The organism is Pseudomonas sp. Ag1 (genome assembly GCF_000278565.1).
Lineage (GTDB): Bacteria > Pseudomonadota > Gammaproteobacteria > Pseudomonadales > Pseudomonadaceae > Aquipseudomonas.
This window is the reverse complement of record NZ_AKVH01000104.1, coordinates 144786-158294: the sequence shown is the minus strand read 5'-3', so window position 1 is coordinate 158294 and position 13509 is coordinate 144786. Positions and strand designations below refer to the sequence as shown.

Annotated in this window: 12 protein-coding genes; 7 read left to right on the top strand and 5 right to left on the bottom strand. The window is 62.7% G+C overall.

The features are described 5' to 3' along the window. Window positions 1-10: 10 nt before the first annotated feature. Together A462_RS11555 and A462_RS11560 are read left to right on the top strand one after the other, a co-directional pair. Window positions 11-430, top strand: coding sequence for a hypothetical protein (locus A462_RS11555; protein WP_008436591.1), 420 nt, complete (start codon window positions 11-13; stop codon window positions 428-430). A 15-nt stretch (window positions 431-445) separates the two neighbouring features. Beyond that, on the top strand, window positions 446-1339 hold the full coding sequence (locus tag A462_RS11560) for a cation diffusion facilitator family transporter (RefSeq protein WP_008436590.1): 894 nt from the start codon (window positions 446-448) through the stop codon (window positions 1337-1339). Here A462_RS11560 and A462_RS11565 read toward each other — a convergent pair. Next, a complete protein-coding gene (locus tag A462_RS11565; RefSeq protein WP_008436589.1) occupies window positions 1336-2463 on the bottom strand; it encodes a DUF6515 family protein in 1128 nt (375 codons plus the stop codon). The two genes, A462_RS11560 and A462_RS11565, sit on opposite strands and share 4 nt — an antisense overlap. Before the next feature lie 414 nt (window positions 2464-2877). Here A462_RS11565 and A462_RS11570 point away from each other — a divergent pair, with 414 nt between their 5' ends. Together A462_RS11570 and A462_RS11575 are read left to right on the top strand one after the other, a co-directional pair. Continuing rightward, complete coding sequence (locus A462_RS11570) at window positions 2878-3357, top strand: Lrp/AsnC family transcriptional regulator (protein WP_003194418.1); 480 nt, start codon at window positions 2878-2880, stop codon at window positions 3355-3357. A 228-nt stretch (window positions 3358-3585) separates the two neighbouring features. Continuing rightward, window positions 3586-3795 (top strand): DUF2788 domain-containing protein, encoded by a 210-nt coding sequence (locus tag A462_RS11575; RefSeq protein WP_026077819.1) that lies wholly within the window; start codon window positions 3586-3588, stop codon window positions 3793-3795. Here A462_RS11575 and A462_RS11580 read toward each other — a convergent pair. The 4 genes from A462_RS11580 to A462_RS11595 form a co-directional block, all read right to left on the bottom strand. After that, window positions 3790-4431, bottom strand: coding sequence for a pseudouridine synthase (locus A462_RS11580; protein ID WP_003215483.1), 642 nt, complete (start codon window positions 4429-4431; stop codon window positions 3790-3792). The two genes, A462_RS11575 and A462_RS11580, sit on opposite strands and share 6 nt — an antisense overlap. A gap of 71 nt (window positions 4432-4502) precedes the next feature. Further along, window positions 4503-6002, bottom strand: coding sequence for an AMP nucleosidase (gene amn / locus A462_RS11585; RefSeq protein WP_172834544.1), 1500 nt, complete (start codon window positions 6000-6002; stop codon window positions 4503-4505). 170 nt (window positions 6003-6172) lie between these two features. Beyond that, window positions 6173-7825 (bottom strand): acyl-CoA dehydrogenase family protein, encoded by a 1653-nt coding sequence (locus tag A462_RS11590; RefSeq protein ID WP_008436588.1) that lies wholly within the window; start codon window positions 7823-7825, stop codon window positions 6173-6175. Window positions 7826-7913: 88 nt separating this feature from the next. Continuing rightward, a complete protein-coding gene (locus A462_RS11595) occupies window positions 7914-10292 on the bottom strand; it encodes a hybrid sensor histidine kinase/response regulator (RefSeq protein ID WP_008436587.1) in 2379 nt (792 codons plus the stop codon). A 286-nt stretch (window positions 10293-10578) separates the two neighbouring features. Between A462_RS11595 and A462_RS11600 the strand changes: the two genes are divergently transcribed. From A462_RS11600 to hemL, 3 genes are read left to right on the top strand one after another with little or no spacing between them, the layout of a single operon-like run. Then, window positions 10579-11376, top strand: a complete 798-nt coding sequence (locus tag A462_RS11600) for a hydroxymethylpyrimidine/phosphomethylpyrimidine kinase (RefSeq protein WP_003215474.1) — start codon at window positions 10579-10581, stop codon at window positions 11374-11376. A gap of 18 nt (window positions 11377-11394) precedes the next feature. After that, window positions 11395-12018, top strand: coding sequence for a thiamine phosphate synthase (gene thiE, locus A462_RS11605; RefSeq protein WP_008436586.1), 624 nt, complete (start codon window positions 11395-11397; stop codon window positions 12016-12018). A gap of 17 nt (window positions 12019-12035) precedes the next feature. After that, window positions 12036-13319: a glutamate-1-semialdehyde 2,1-aminomutase gene (gene hemL / locus A462_RS11610; protein ID WP_003215470.1), complete on the top strand. Its 1284-nt coding sequence runs from the start codon at window positions 12036-12038 to the stop codon at window positions 13317-13319. The last annotated feature ends 190 nt before the right edge of the window (window positions 13320-13509 follow it).

The window sequence follows — 13509 nt, the reverse complement described above, 5'->3', positions numbered from 1 at the left end:
GGAGAGTCCCATGCGTGTTGCTTCCCGTGTCATCGGCGGTGTTCTGGCCGTCACCCTGCTGAGCCAGTTGACGGCCTGCGGCTCGATTTTCTACCCCGACCGCCGGGGCCAGATCGACGGCAAGATCGACCCGGCAATTGCCGTGCTCGATGCGGTCGGCCTGCTGTTCTACGTGATCCCGGGCCTGATCGCCTTTGGTGTCGACTTCGCCACCGGCGCGATCTACTTCGAGCCGGGCAAAACCGCCCAGGTAGCTCCGGAAAAACTCCAGCAAGCCATCGGCGCCGACGGCAATGTCGACAACGCCAAGCTGCAAACCATCATCCAGAAAGAAACCGGGCATAACCTGCCGCTGGACGACCCGCGCATGATCCAGTTCAAGGGCAGCGTGCAACAACTCGCCACCCTGGGCCTGCAACCCGCCGCTTAAGGACTGACCCGCCCCATGACCACCAGTCCCGAACACGCCCGGCTGTTGCGCCTGGCCACCCGCGCTTCCGTCGGCGTGGCCTGTGTGCTGATTGTGACCAAGGCCATCGCCTGGTGGCTCAGCGGCTCGGTGAGCATGCTCGCCGGGCTGACCGACTCGCTGCTCGACGGCGTTACCTCGCTGCTCAACTTGCTGGCCGTGCACTACGCGTTGCGCCCGGCGGATGACGATCATCGTTATGGCCATGGCAAGGCGGAATCCCTGTCGGGCATGGCCCAGGCGTTGTTCATCGCCGGCAGTGCGGTGTTGATCGCCTTCCAGGCGTTCCAGCGTTTGCAGCATCCGGAACCTGTGGGCGCGCCATGGCTGAGTATTGGCGTGATCGTTCTGTCCCTGGCGTTGACGGCGGCGCTGCTGATCCTGCAATACCGGGTGATCCGCGAAACCGGCTCCAACGCCATCCGCGCCGACTCGCTGCACTATCGCTCAGACATGATGCTCAACGGCAGCATCCTGGTGGCGCTGGTGCTGGCGGCGTTTGGTTTTCATCAGGTGGACGCCTGGTTCGGCCTGGGCATCGCGGCCTACATTTTGTGGAGCGCCATCCAGATCGCCCGGGAAAGTTTTTCGGTGCTGATGGACGAGGAACTGCCGCCGGATGTCAGCCAGCACATGCTCGAACTGGCGTGCAGCGTGCCCGGTGTATTGGGTGCCCATGACCTGCGCACGCGGATTTCCGGCAGCCACTGGTTCGTGCAGTTGCACCTGGAGTTACCGGGGGAATTGAGTTTGTCCGTGGCCCACGGCATCAGCGATCAAGCCGCCGATGCCATCCACAAAGCCTACCCGCGAGCCGAAGTGCTGGTGCACGCCGACCCGCAGGAAGTGGTCAAGGGCGCGAAGGCCTAGTACTGCACCTGATACCCGCGACTGCTCAGGCAGTTGCCCTGGGCCTGGCGGTAGGTTTGCACCACGGCCGGGTCGGGGGCGTAGGTGACGGTCCTTGGGTCAAAGCCACTTTGTTGCACCGCCCAGCGATAGCAGTCGTAACCATCCTGCTGGACCTGCGCCGGTGACTGGCCGTTGGTCGGGTAAGCCACCACGTCATAACCATTGCCCTGGGGCACGGGCTGCGGCGCTGGCGCGGCGGGTGGCGGCTGCACCACAACGTACTGCTGGCTGCTTTCTTCGTAGGTGTAATAGGCACCGGCGGCGAGGAAGAACAGCGCACTGCCCACCCACACTTCCCGCGCGTAGTCGGGCAGGTATTGCACGCGAATCCCGTAAGGCGGCGTCACGACGACATAGCGCGGGCCTTGTGGGCGATACCAGTAGCCACCCGAGAAGAAGTAGTCCTGGCCGCGATACGGCACGCGGTAATTGCGGTCGGGGAAGCGGTCGACGATGTAACCCGGACGGTATTGCGGGCCTGGGCCCCAACCATTGCCGTGCCCGTCGGGGCGGCCTGGCCAGCGGTGATCGTTGGGGTGGTTATTGCCACCGCCGTTACCCCCGTTGAAGCCGGGCCGGCCCGGGCCACCCTGGCCGCCATTGCCGGCCTGCCAATGCTGGTTGCCGTCGTTGCGACGCGGGATGTCCTGGTAATTGCCCTGACGCGGTTCCTGGGTCTGGCGCACGGTATCCGGGCGACCCTGGATCGGCAGGTTATTGGCCGGCTGCGGCGCCGGGTGCGGAGGTTGCTGTTGATTGCCTTGCGGGCGACCTTGCCACTGGCCACCTCCGTTCGGGCGCTCAATGTTCTGGTTCTGCGGCCGTGGCTGATTGTTTTCGAAATGCTGATTCTGCGGACGCGGCTGATTGTTCTCGGGCCGAGGGGCTTCAGGACGCGGTTGATTATTTTGTGGTCGCGGTTGGTTGTTCTGCGGCCGAGGCTGATTATTGCCTGGATGCCCTTCCGGGCCTCTTTCATGCTGACCACCGCCTTCCTGGCGTGGCGGGTCGTCGGCCATCACTTGCGCACCAACGCTCATCATCAGCAAACCAACACCTGCCAAACGCCAGATGCGCTTCATGCTATTCCTCACTGCGGATTAGGGCCTACACGTAAGACTGGAAAACCGGGGCCCGGTTCTGCGAGAGGTTATCAGTCACGAGAACTATTTTCGCAGGCAATAAAAAGGGGCGACCCGTCGGTCGCCCCTTGAGAACTTCGTCCTGGCTCAACGCTTTTGACGTTGGCTCACCTCACGCCATCTTGTGGACAGTGTGCAGCCCGGGGGCCGGGGCAACCCTGTGAGGTTGGCGGCCGCAGCCGGCCTTATTGGCGGGCTGCAGTGGACTGTATGTCCGGGCAGTGATTCTGTTGATAACTCTACGCCTCGGCCTCGGGCAGATGATTGCGAAGATTGCGTCAATAAACAGTGCTTGCGCAATTTTTAACCCTGGATAGATAATTCACCGCAATAGTTACGACAAAGGCCAGCCCCATGAGCAAACTTGACCGATACGACCTGAGTATTTTGGCGGAATTGCAGCGCGACGCGAGGATCTCCAACCAGGAGTTGGCCGAGCGCATCGGCCTGTCGCCTTCGCCGTGCTCACGCCGGGTCAAGCAACTCGAAGACGACGGCTACATCGCCCGCCAGGTCGCCTTGCTCGACCGCAAGATGCTCGGCCTGAGTCTCACGGCCTACGTGCTGATCGGCATGGACCGACACACCCCCGAACGTTTCGAGAACTTCGAAGCGGCCATCCGCACCTTGCCGCAAGTGCTGGAATGCAGCCTGGTGACCGGGATGGACGCCGACTATCAGCTGAAAGTGGTGGTGCCAGACATGGATCACTACCAGAAGCTGCTGCTGGGCCACCTGACCCGCATCGAAGGCGTCACCAGCGTGCGTTCAAGCTTTGTGCTGAACCAGGTGCTCAACAGCACCGAGCTGCCGCTGACCCACCTGCGCACTTAAGACCAGCGCGGAACAAATGTGGGAGCGGGCTTGCTCGCGAATGCGGTGTGCCAGGCACCGAATGTGCTGACTGATCCACCGCATTCGCGAGCAAGCCCGCTCCCACATTTTGACTGTGTTCCCGCAGGGTGGTAAGTCTGCGGCAGACCGACGCAGGTCAATGTCGCGCCGATTGCCCTGGCGTATAATCGGCGCCCTGCCCCAGCCGGAAACGACCCGATGAACTCGATTGATCCCGCCGTGTTTGAAGAATGGATGATGACCGGCCTGGTCAGCATCCTGATCATTTTCATGGGCTTTATCGTCTGGGACCTGGCGAAGAAATCCAAGGCCGGGCGCTTTGGCTCGATGATCCTGTTCTTCGTGCTGGGCCTGGGCGTTGCCGCGTTCATCATCAAAAGCGTGGTGATCGGCCTGATCGAGTCCGGCGCCTTATAAGCGCGCCGGCACTTCTTTCCATTGGCCTTGGTCCAGGCCGTCGATCGACCAGTCACCAATCCGCACCCGCACCAGACGCAGCGTCGGCAACCCCACTGCCGCCGTCATGCGCCGCACCTGGCGGTTACGCCCTTCACGAATCACCAACTCCAGCCAATGGGTCGGCACGCTCTTGCGAAACCGCACCGGCGGGTTGCGTGGCCACAGTTGTGGCTCGTCCAGTTGCCGGGCTTCGGCGGGCAGGGTCATGCCGTCGTTGAGCTCCACACCGTCGCGCAGGCGTTGCAGCTGTTCCTCGGTCGGTTCGCCTTCCACCTGCACCCAATAGGTTTTCGCCAGCTTGTGCTTGGGGTCCGCGATGCGCGCCTGCAATTGGCCGTCGTTGGTCAGCAGCAACAGGCCTTCACTGTCACGGTCCAGGCGCCCGGCCGGGTAAATGCCGGGGATGTCGATGAAATCCTTGAGGGTCGCCCGCCCGCCTTCATCGCTGAATTGGGTCAGCACATCGAAGGGTTTATTGAACAGGATCAACTTGGGATCGGCCGGTGGCGCCTTGGCGACACGACGCGGGGCTGACGAGGTTTGCGGACTTTTCACACCGGGGCGGCGGGAAACAGGACGGGCAGGACGGGACATGGCAAAGGAACATCTAACGGTCAGGACCGACAATGCTAGTGGCCTGACCGTTAAATAACCATCCCAACCGTTTAGCGGAACGGCGGCTCGTCGAAGCTGCGCAGTTTGCGCGAGTGCAGCGAGTTGAGTTCGGTGCGCAACAGATCCACCGCCTCGATGCCGATCTTCAAGTGCTGGCTGACCGCACGCTCATAGAACGCGTTGGCCGATCCCGGCAGCTTGATCTCGCTGTGCAGCGGTTTATCCGACACACACAGCAACGTGCCGTACGGCACCCGCAGGCGGTAGCCCTGGGCGGCGATGGTGCCGCTTTCCATATCCACGGCCACGGCGCGGGACAGGTTGATCAGCGGACGTTCCTGGGCCCAGCGCAGCTCCCAGTTGCGGTCGTCGTAGGTCAGCACGGTGCCGGTGCGCAGGCGTTTTTTCAGCTCTTCGCCTTTCTCGCCGGTGACGTTGGCCGCGGCTTGCTGCAAGGCCATCTGCACTTCGGCCAGGGCCGGGATCGGAATGTTCGGCGGCACTACCCGGTCGAGAATCCCGTCGCGACGCATGTAGGCGTGAGCCAGCACGTAGTCACCGATGGTCTGGGATTGACGCAGCCCGCCGCAGTGACCAATCATCAGCCAGCAATGCGGACGCAATACGGCGAGGTGGTCGGTGATGTTCTTGGCATTGGACGGGCCGACGCCGATGTTCACCAGGGTCACACCATGGCCGTCGCTGGCCTGCAAGTGGTAGGCCGGCATCTGATAACGGTGCCAGACCACGCCGGCAGCAATGGCAGACGCCTCGCCGTGGTCCATGCTCTTGTCGATGATCACATTGCCCGGCAGCACCATGCGGATAAAGCGCGGGTCGCTGCGCAACTGTTCCAGGCCATGCACGATGAACTGGTCAACGTAGCGGTGGTAGTTGGTCAGCAAAATCCACGGCTGCACATGGCGCCAGTCGCTGCCGGTGTAGTGCACCAGGCGGCGCAGGGAGAAGTCGACGCGGGCGGCATCGAACAATGCCAATGGCAGCGGGTCGGTGTTTTCCCAGTCGTACAGGCCGTCGGCGATGCCATCGGTGGCGGCAGACAGGTCGGTACTCGGGAACACCCGCGCCAGCGTGGCGGCAGTTACACCGGAGCCGGCCAGTTCGTCACCCTGCTCCACCACGTACGGGTAGGGAATGTTCTGCTGGCTGACGCCCACTTCCACCGTCACGGTGAAGTCGTGCATCAACGGCACCAGTTGCTCCAGCAGGTATTTGCGGAAGGCCGACGGATGGGTGACGGTGACGCTGTAGGTCCCCGGCAACTGAACCTTGGCATACGCCCGGGTGGTCTGTGGGACTTCGCCCTGTACCAAGTAGGTCAGGCGCAGTTCCGGGTAGCGAAACATCGCACGTTGTTCAGCGTCGGGTTCGACGCGGTCTTTGAGGTAGCGCTTGAGGGCTTGATTGAGCGCGCCGGTAGCACGCTCATGGAGAGCCGCCAGCCGATCCACGGCTTCTTCGGCGGTTTGAACGACAACAAAAGCTTCGGTCACGGTAAGCATCCTGTGTTCTGACTTGCAGGCCTTCATCTTGCCTGTATCCCTGGCGCACTGGAACACCGGAATTGGAATGCGATCAATAATGTGGGAGCGGCGGTGCGACGATTCGACTTGCTCGCGAATGCGGTAGGTCAGCACATGTATTGGCTGATCCACCGCCTTCGCGAGCAAGCCCGCTCGCACATTTTGCCCGCATTCATTCAGAGGATTTGAGGTGTCGACCGGGCGACGATGGCCTCCACATCCACACCGCGCGGCAAGGTGCCATAGACCCGGCCCGACGACTCGCCCAGTCGGCTGGCGATAAAGCCATCACTCACACTGGCATTGCCCGCCTCCAGCAACAACTTGGCCTGCAGTGCCACGGCAATGTCCTCGGTCAGTTGTCGGGCACGGTACTGGATGTCCTGGGTGTCCATAAAGGCCGACTTCAACTGCTCGATGTGCCGCGCCAGGTGCTTGTGACCGTGGCCATCCCCCAGCTCGAAAAACAGCGCTTCCAGCACGCCCGGTTCTTTCGACAAGGCCCGCAGCACATCCAGGCACTGCACATTGCCGGAACCTTCCCACGTCGAGTTGACCGGCGCCTCACGGTACAAGCGCGGCAGGATACTGTCCTCGACATACCCCGCACCGCCCATGCACTCGGCGGCTTCGTTGATCATCGCGGGCGCGCGCTTGCAGATCCAGTACTTGCCCACCGCCGTCACCAGCCGGGCGAATTTGGCTTCCTGTTCGTTATCCAGATGGTCCAGCGCGCGCCCCATGCGCATGCTCAAGGCCAGGGACGCCTCGCTTTCCAGGGCCAGGTCGGCCAGTACGTTCTGCATCAACGGTTGCTCGCTGAGCACCCGGCCACCTACCAGGCGGTGAGCGCAATGATGGCTGGCCTGGGTCAGCGCCTGGCGCATCAGGGCGCTGGAGCCGACCATGCAATCGAAGCGGGTCATCGCCACCATCTCGATGATGGTCGGTACGCCGCGCCCTTCTTCACCGATCATCCAGGCCAGCGCGCCACGAAACTCCACTTCGCTGGAAGCGTTGGAGCAGTTGCCGAGCTTGTTTTTCAGGCGCTGGATGTAGAACTCGTTGCGGGTGTCATCCGGGCGGTGCCGGGGCAGCAGGAAACAGGTCAGGCCCTTGTCGGTCTGGGCCAGGGTGAGGAAGCCATCGCACATCGGCGCGGAGCAGAACCACTTGTGCCCCACCAGCTCATACGCCTGGCCCGGGCCGCCAGCGCCCACCGGGTAAGCGCGGGTGGTGTTGGCGCGCACGTCGGTGCCACCCTGTTTCTCAGTCATGGCCATGCCGATGGTGGCGCCGGCCTTGTGGGCGATGCCGACGTTGCGCGGGTCGTATTCGGTGGCGAGGATTTTCGGCAGCCAGGTTTCAGCCAGGTCTGGCTGCAGGCGCAGGGCCGGGACGCAGGCGAACGTCATGGTCAGCGGGCAGCCGGTGCCGGCTTCGGCCTGGCTGTGCAGGTAGGTCATCGCCGCACGGGCCACATGGGCGCCGGATTGCGGATGGGCCCACGGCAACGACGGCAGGCCGTGTTCGACGGCGGTGCGCATCAGCTCGTGGTAGGCCGGATGAAACTCTACCAGGTCGATGCGATGGCCAAACCGGTCATGGCTGTTGAACACCGGTTTGTTCTGGTTGGCCAGGAACCCGGCTTCCATCAGCGGCCCGCCCGCCAGCGCACCATAGGTGTCGATGCGCTGCTCGGCCCAGCCGGCGCCGAAGCGCCGCGACCAGTCTTGCAGCGGCAAGTCGATACGGTACAGATTGGTGCCGTCCAGGGACGGTGGCTGGTTGGTGACGTCGTGGGTTTCGGCGAACTGGTGCAGGTGCATGACGGGCCTCCTGAAAAAAGGCCACGTTCATTGAGGCCTGAATTTCAGTTAAGCACCGTCACCCGGGTTAAAAAAGTGGCATAAACGCCTAATTGGCGGCGCTTTCACCCTCAACCATATGCAACAACCGCAGTTGCAGCACCCGTTGCAGGGCCTCGAAACGTACCGGTTTGGCCACTCGGTCGGTGATACCCACGCCGTGGCAGCGCTCGCGTTCCGGGGCTTGTAACGAGGTGCTCAAGGCGATCACCGGCAGCTCACCACAGCCGGGCAACGCACGGATCTGGCAGCACAGCGAAAAGCCGCCCTCGGGCACATCCAGCAACACTGCGTCGAAGGTTTGGCTCTGCAGCAACGCCAGGGCGGCCGGCCCATTGTCGACGGTTTTCACCCGATAACCGAGCTTGAGCAACATGCCGCGCACCACCAGTTGCGCCACGCTGTTGTCGTCCACCAGCAGCACCGTGCACTCCTGCGGCGTGCGTTGCGCCTGCGGTACTCGCCGCACGGCAGCCGGTTCTGGCTGGACGGGGCTGACTGCAAGTTCCAGCTGGAAGCGACTGCCGCGCCGCGGCTCGGAATTGTGGGTGAGGCGCCCACCGAGCAACTCGATCAATTGCCGGCAGATCGCCAGGCCAATGCCCATGCCGCCGTATTGGCGAGTGGTCGAGCCATCGAGCTGGAAGAAGCGCTGATACAGGGTCGCCTCATCGAGGTAGGCGAAGCCGATGCCGGTGTCAGTGACAATGAAGGTCAGGCGCAGCGTTCCATCCGCCTGGGGTACACCGACCACCCGCACACGCACCGAGCCCTCGTGGGTGAACTTGAAGGCATTGTCCAACAGGCAATCCAGGCATTGCGCCAGCTTGCCGGGATCACCGTTGATGCGGTCCGGCAGGTCTTCTGCCAGATCAATGGAGAACGCCAACCCTTTGTTCTGGGCGCTGGCCGCGAACTGCTGGCGCAAGGTGTCGAGCAGCCCACGCAGGCTGAACACTTGGGGTTGCGGGCTGAGGCGCCCGGCCTGCAATTCGGTGAGGGTGAGGATGCCGTTGACCATGCGCATCATCTCGCGGGCCGCACCGGAGGCGGTTTGATGGTACTGCGCGAGGTCGCCTGGCAGCGGCTCGGTCTGCATCAATTCCAGGGAGCCGATCACACCGTTCATCGGCGTGCGCAGCTCGTGGGTCAAGGTGGCGAGGAATTCATCCTTGAGCTGGTTGCTGTGGGCCAGTTGCGTGTTGAGCACTTCGAGTTTCTGGCTGGCGTCGAACAGGATTTGCGCCTGTTGCTCGCGCATCGAATTGATCCGGTCGGCCAGCGCCAGGGACAGCAAGGCCACTTCCAGTGCCGAGCCGATCTGGCTGGCGTACATCGTGAGGAACACATTGGGCAGGTAGCCCAGCACCATCATCGTATTGACTACACCGCCCAGCAGGAACGCGGTCCAGGCGATGATGAAGTAGCGCGCCATGCGCTGGCCGCAATACCAGGCCTTGATGGCCGCGACGAAGATGGTCACGGTAAAGACCAGCGCCAGGGCGGTGGCCAGGCGCAGCGCCAGCGCATAACTGGTGAACAATGCCAGCACCATCACCACCCCGCCGCTGACCGCCAGGGCCAGCAACAGCCGGTTGATCCAGCGACTGTAAAGCGCGGTGTGCAGGAAACTGCGGGCAAACAGGCTGCCGAACAGCGCCGCCGAACCGATCAGGAAGGGCACCGCCGCGTTCGCCCACCACGGGTTATTCGGCCAGAAATACTGCACGGCGACGCCGTTCACCGACAGCTGATACAGGCCGAACGAGGCGATATAGAGGATGTAATAGAGGTAGCTGGTGTCGCGCACGCTCAGGTAGATGAACAGGTTGTAGATCAGCATGCCGAGCAACACGCCGTAGATCACACCCAGCACGTACAGGCGCAATGGCTGTTCTTCGAGGTACGCGGTGGTGGACCAGAGGGTCAGCGGTGCCTGGATCGAGCCCTGGCTTTGCAGGCGCAGGTACAGGGTTTCCTGCTGGCCAGGGACGAAGTCGAGCTTGAACAGGTAGTTGCTCTGGCGGATTTCGCGGCTGGAAAACGGCAGGATGCTGCCGGTGCGCGACACCAGTCGATAGTTGCCGACACTGTCAGGCTCGTACAGCTCCAGTTGGTTCAGCGGCGGGTAAGCCAGTTCCAGCAGCCAGCGGCGCGGGGCATCCGGGCGCTGTGCGCGGTAATGCAAATCGACCTTGAGCCAGAACACCGAGCGCGAATAGCCGGCATTCAATGTGGCTTTGTCGTGGGTCTTGAAACGACTGGCGAGGACCGGCGAGCTGATATCGCCAATGGTCAGGGCGCCACTGGGGTCCTCAAGGACTTGCATCACTTGGCCCAGGGGCAACCGCGTGGTGGTCTCGTTGAACTCGACTGCGCCGGCCAGCATCGGCAGCCCGGTCAACAGTAACATCAGCAAATAGCGCATAGAGCCCCAGCGTGACCTGTCCGGTTATGTCAAAAGCCTCCATTCCTTTTGAGCAGACGTAAACCGGCGATACAGTTATTGGTTTGAATCCACTCTAGCATAGCCATTACAGGCCAAAAGACACCATTGAAATAATTTTTTGAAAGGCTCTAGAGCGCGCATTACAGGGCATTTGACCTGTATTTCACGATGATAGCAAACAGCCACTTCCGCCGTCCCCTCCGCTAAAAATTCAACCATCGCCCGACAGCCACCCAAAAAGCGTTTGGTGGTAAGCTCGCGCACCATGAATATCTACAGCTCTCGCCCCGTTGTCCTCTGTCTCTCCGGCCATGATCCCAGTGGTGGCGCCGGCTTGCAGGCAGATATCGAAGCCCTGCTCGCCCAGGGCTGTCATGCGGCCCCGGCCGTCACCGCGCTGACTGTGCAGAACACCGTCAACGTCAGCGATTTCCGCGTGCTGGATCGCGAGTGGGTGCTGGCCCAGGCCAACGCCGTGCTCGGTGACTCCGAAGTGGCCGCGGTGAAACTGGGCATGCTCGGTTCCCTGGAGATGGTCGACACCGTGGTCGAACTGCTCAAGGCGCACCCGCATTTGCCGGTGGTCTGCGACCCGGTGCTGCGTGCCGGCGGCGGTGGCAGCCTGGGCAAGGACGAGGTCGGCTACGCCATGCGCGAGCGGCTGTTGCCGCTGTCGCTGATCGCCACCCCCAACCTGCCTGAAGCACGCATCCTCGCCGAATTGCCCGAGGGCACGGCGGACGAATGCGCAGCGAAACTGCTGCCGTTCATCAAGCACCTGCTGATCACCGGCGGCCATGGCGACGAGCACGAAGTGCACAACCGCCTCTACAGCCGCGACGGCACGCACCAGACCTTTACCTGCCAGCGCCTGCCCGGCAGCTACCACGGTTCGGGCTGCACCCTGGCCAGCGCGCTGGCCGGTCGGTTGGCACAAGGCGAAGGGTTGGTCAGCGCGGTGCAATCGGCCCTCAACTACACTTGGCGCACCCTGCGTGACGCTGAACAACTCGGCCAGGGGCAATTCGTGCCTCGTCGTCTGCCGTTGGATTTCTGCTCGTAACACCAAGAGGCCTGCCCGATGAAACTACGTGGCCTTTATGCCATTACCGACAGCCAACTGTTGGCCGGCAAGTTCCTGGCCTACGTCGAAGCGGCGTTGGACGGTGGCGTGACCCTGCTGCAATACCGCGATAAAAGCAGCGACGAAGCGCGCCGCCTGCGGGAAGCCGAAAAACTGCGGGAGCTGTGCTCGCGCTACAAGACCCAACTGATCATCAACGATGACGCCGAACTGGCCGCACGCCTCGGCGTCGGCGTGCACCTGGGCCAGACCGACGGCCCGCTGACCCCGGCCCGTGCGCTGCTCGGTTCCAAGGCGATCATCGGCTCCACCTGCCACAGCCAGATCGAACTGGCCGAGCAGGCTGCCCGCGAAGGTGCCAGTTATGTCGCCTTCGGCCGCTTCTTCAATTCCAACACCAAGCCCGGCGCGCCGGCAGCCACCGTTGAACTGCTGGCCCAGGCGCGCGCGCGGTTGCACCTGCCGATCTGCGTGATCGGCGGCATCACCCTGGAAAATGCCAAACCGCTGGTGGCCCACGGTGCCGACTTGCTGGCAGTGGTCCACGGCCTGTTTGGTGCCGACAGCCCCCAGGAAGTCACGCGCCGCGCCCGCGCTTTCAACGATCTTCTAAAATCTTGAATTCAGAGAACATGATCATGTCCCGTTCCGAAACCCTGTTTGCCAATGCCCAGAAACACATCCCCGGCGGTGTGAACTCTCCCGTGCGAGCGTTCAAGAGCGTTGGCGGCACCCCACTGTTCTTCAAGCATGCCGAAGGCGCCTACGTCACCGACGAAGATGACAAGCGCTACGTCGACTACGTGGGTTCGTGGGGCCCGATGATCCTCGGCCACAGCCATCCGGAAGTACTGGACGCGGTGCGCCAGCAGCTGCAACACGGCCTTTCCTATGGCGCACCGACCGCCATGGAAACCGAGATGGCTGACCTGGTGTGCTCCATCGTGCCCTCCATGGAGATGGTGCGGATGGTCAGCTCCGGCACCGAAGCCACCATGAGCGCGATTCGCCTGGCCCGTGGGTTTACCGGCCGCGACAGCATCATCAAGTTCGAAGGCTGCTACCACGGCCACTCCGACAGCCTGCTGGTCAAGGCCGGTTCCGGTGCGCTGACCCAAGGCGTACCGAGCTCCGCCGGGGTGCCGGCCGCGTTTGCCAAACATACCCTGACCCTGCCGTTCAACGACATCGCTGCCGTCGAGCAGATGCTCAGCGAAGTCGGCCAGGAAGTGGCGTGCATCATCGTCGAGCCGGTGGCCGGCAACATGAACTGCGTGCCGCCGGCGCCGGGCTTCCTGGAAGGCCTGCGGGAACAGTGCGACAAGCACGGCGTAGTGCTGATTTTTGATGAAGTGATGACCGGCTTCCGCGTTGCCCTCGGCGGCGCCCAGGCTTACTACGGCGTCACGCCGGACCTGAGCACCTTCGGCAAGATCATCGGCGGCGGCATGCCGGTGGGCTGCTTCGGCGGCAAGCGCGAAATCATGCAGCACATCGCGCCGCTGGGCCCGGTGTACCAGGCAGGCACCCTGTCGGGTAACCCGCTGGCCATGGCCGCCGGCCTGACCACCCTGCGCCTGATCAGCCGCCCGGGCTTCCATGCCGAGCTGACCGACTACACCACTCGCCTGCTGGACGGCCTGCAACAGCGCGCCGATGCCGCCGGCATTCCGTTCGTGACCACCCAGGCGGGCGGCATGTTCGGCCTGTACTTCAGCGGCGCCGACGACATCGTCACCTTCGACGACGTGATGGGCAGCGATGCCGACCTGTTCAAGCGCTTCTTCCACCTGATGCTGGAAGGGGGCGTGTACCTGGCACCGAGCGCCTTTGAGGCCGGCTTCACCTCGATCGCCCATGGCGACGCCGAGCTGAAACTGACCCTCGATGCTGCCGAACGCGCCTTCGCCGCCTTGAAATAAGCGGATCAAAAATCAGGCGCCGCCCCTGGCGGCGTCAGATTTGCTACTTTGCTTACAGACATTTCCGTCTTTTTTCGAGAATTCACCTGCAATCCGGCAGATAACTTGCCCACGCAGCAGAAAAACGAGTAAAGACTTTGTAAGCAGGTGCCTGCTTATTTCATAATGCGCGCTTATTGGATCCCCCCGT

Excerpts from the sequence above, each read along its gene's own strand:
- A462_RS11555 (WP_008436591.1), top strand. The coding sequence starts at position 11 with ATGCGTGTTGCTTCCCGTGTCATCGGCGGTGTTCTGGCCGTCACCCTG.
- A462_RS11580 (WP_003215483.1), bottom strand. The coding sequence starts at position 4,431 with ATGTCCCGTCCTGCCCGTCCTGTTTCCCGCCGCCCCGGTGTGAAAAGT.
- A462_RS11590 (WP_008436588.1), bottom strand. The coding sequence starts at position 7,825 with ATGCACCTGCACCAGTTCGCCGAAACCCACGACGTCACCAACCAGCCA.
- A462_RS11565 (WP_008436589.1), bottom strand. The coding sequence starts at position 2,463 with ATGAAGCGCATCTGGCGTTTGGCAGGTGTTGGTTTGCTGATGATGAGC.
- thiE (WP_008436586.1), top strand. The coding sequence starts at position 11,395 with ATGAAACTACGTGGCCTTTATGCCATTACCGACAGCCAACTGTTGGCC.
- A462_RS11595 (WP_008436587.1), bottom strand. The coding sequence starts at position 10,292 with ATGCGCTATTTGCTGATGTTACTGTTGACCGGGCTGCCGATGCTGGCC.
- amn (WP_172834544.1), bottom strand. The coding sequence starts at position 6,002 with ATGAAGGCCTGCAAGTCAGAACACAGGATGCTTACCGTGACCGAAGCT.
- A462_RS11600 (WP_003215474.1), top strand. The coding sequence starts at position 10,579 with ATGAATATCTACAGCTCTCGCCCCGTTGTCCTCTGTCTCTCCGGCCAT.
- hemL (WP_003215470.1), top strand. The coding sequence starts at position 12,036 with ATGTCCCGTTCCGAAACCCTGTTTGCCAATGCCCAGAAACACATCCCC.
- A462_RS11570 (WP_003194418.1), top strand. The coding sequence starts at position 2,878 with ATGAGCAAACTTGACCGATACGACCTGAGTATTTTGGCGGAATTGCAG.
- A462_RS11560 (WP_008436590.1), top strand. The coding sequence starts at position 446 with ATGACCACCAGTCCCGAACACGCCCGGCTGTTGCGCCTGGCCACCCGC.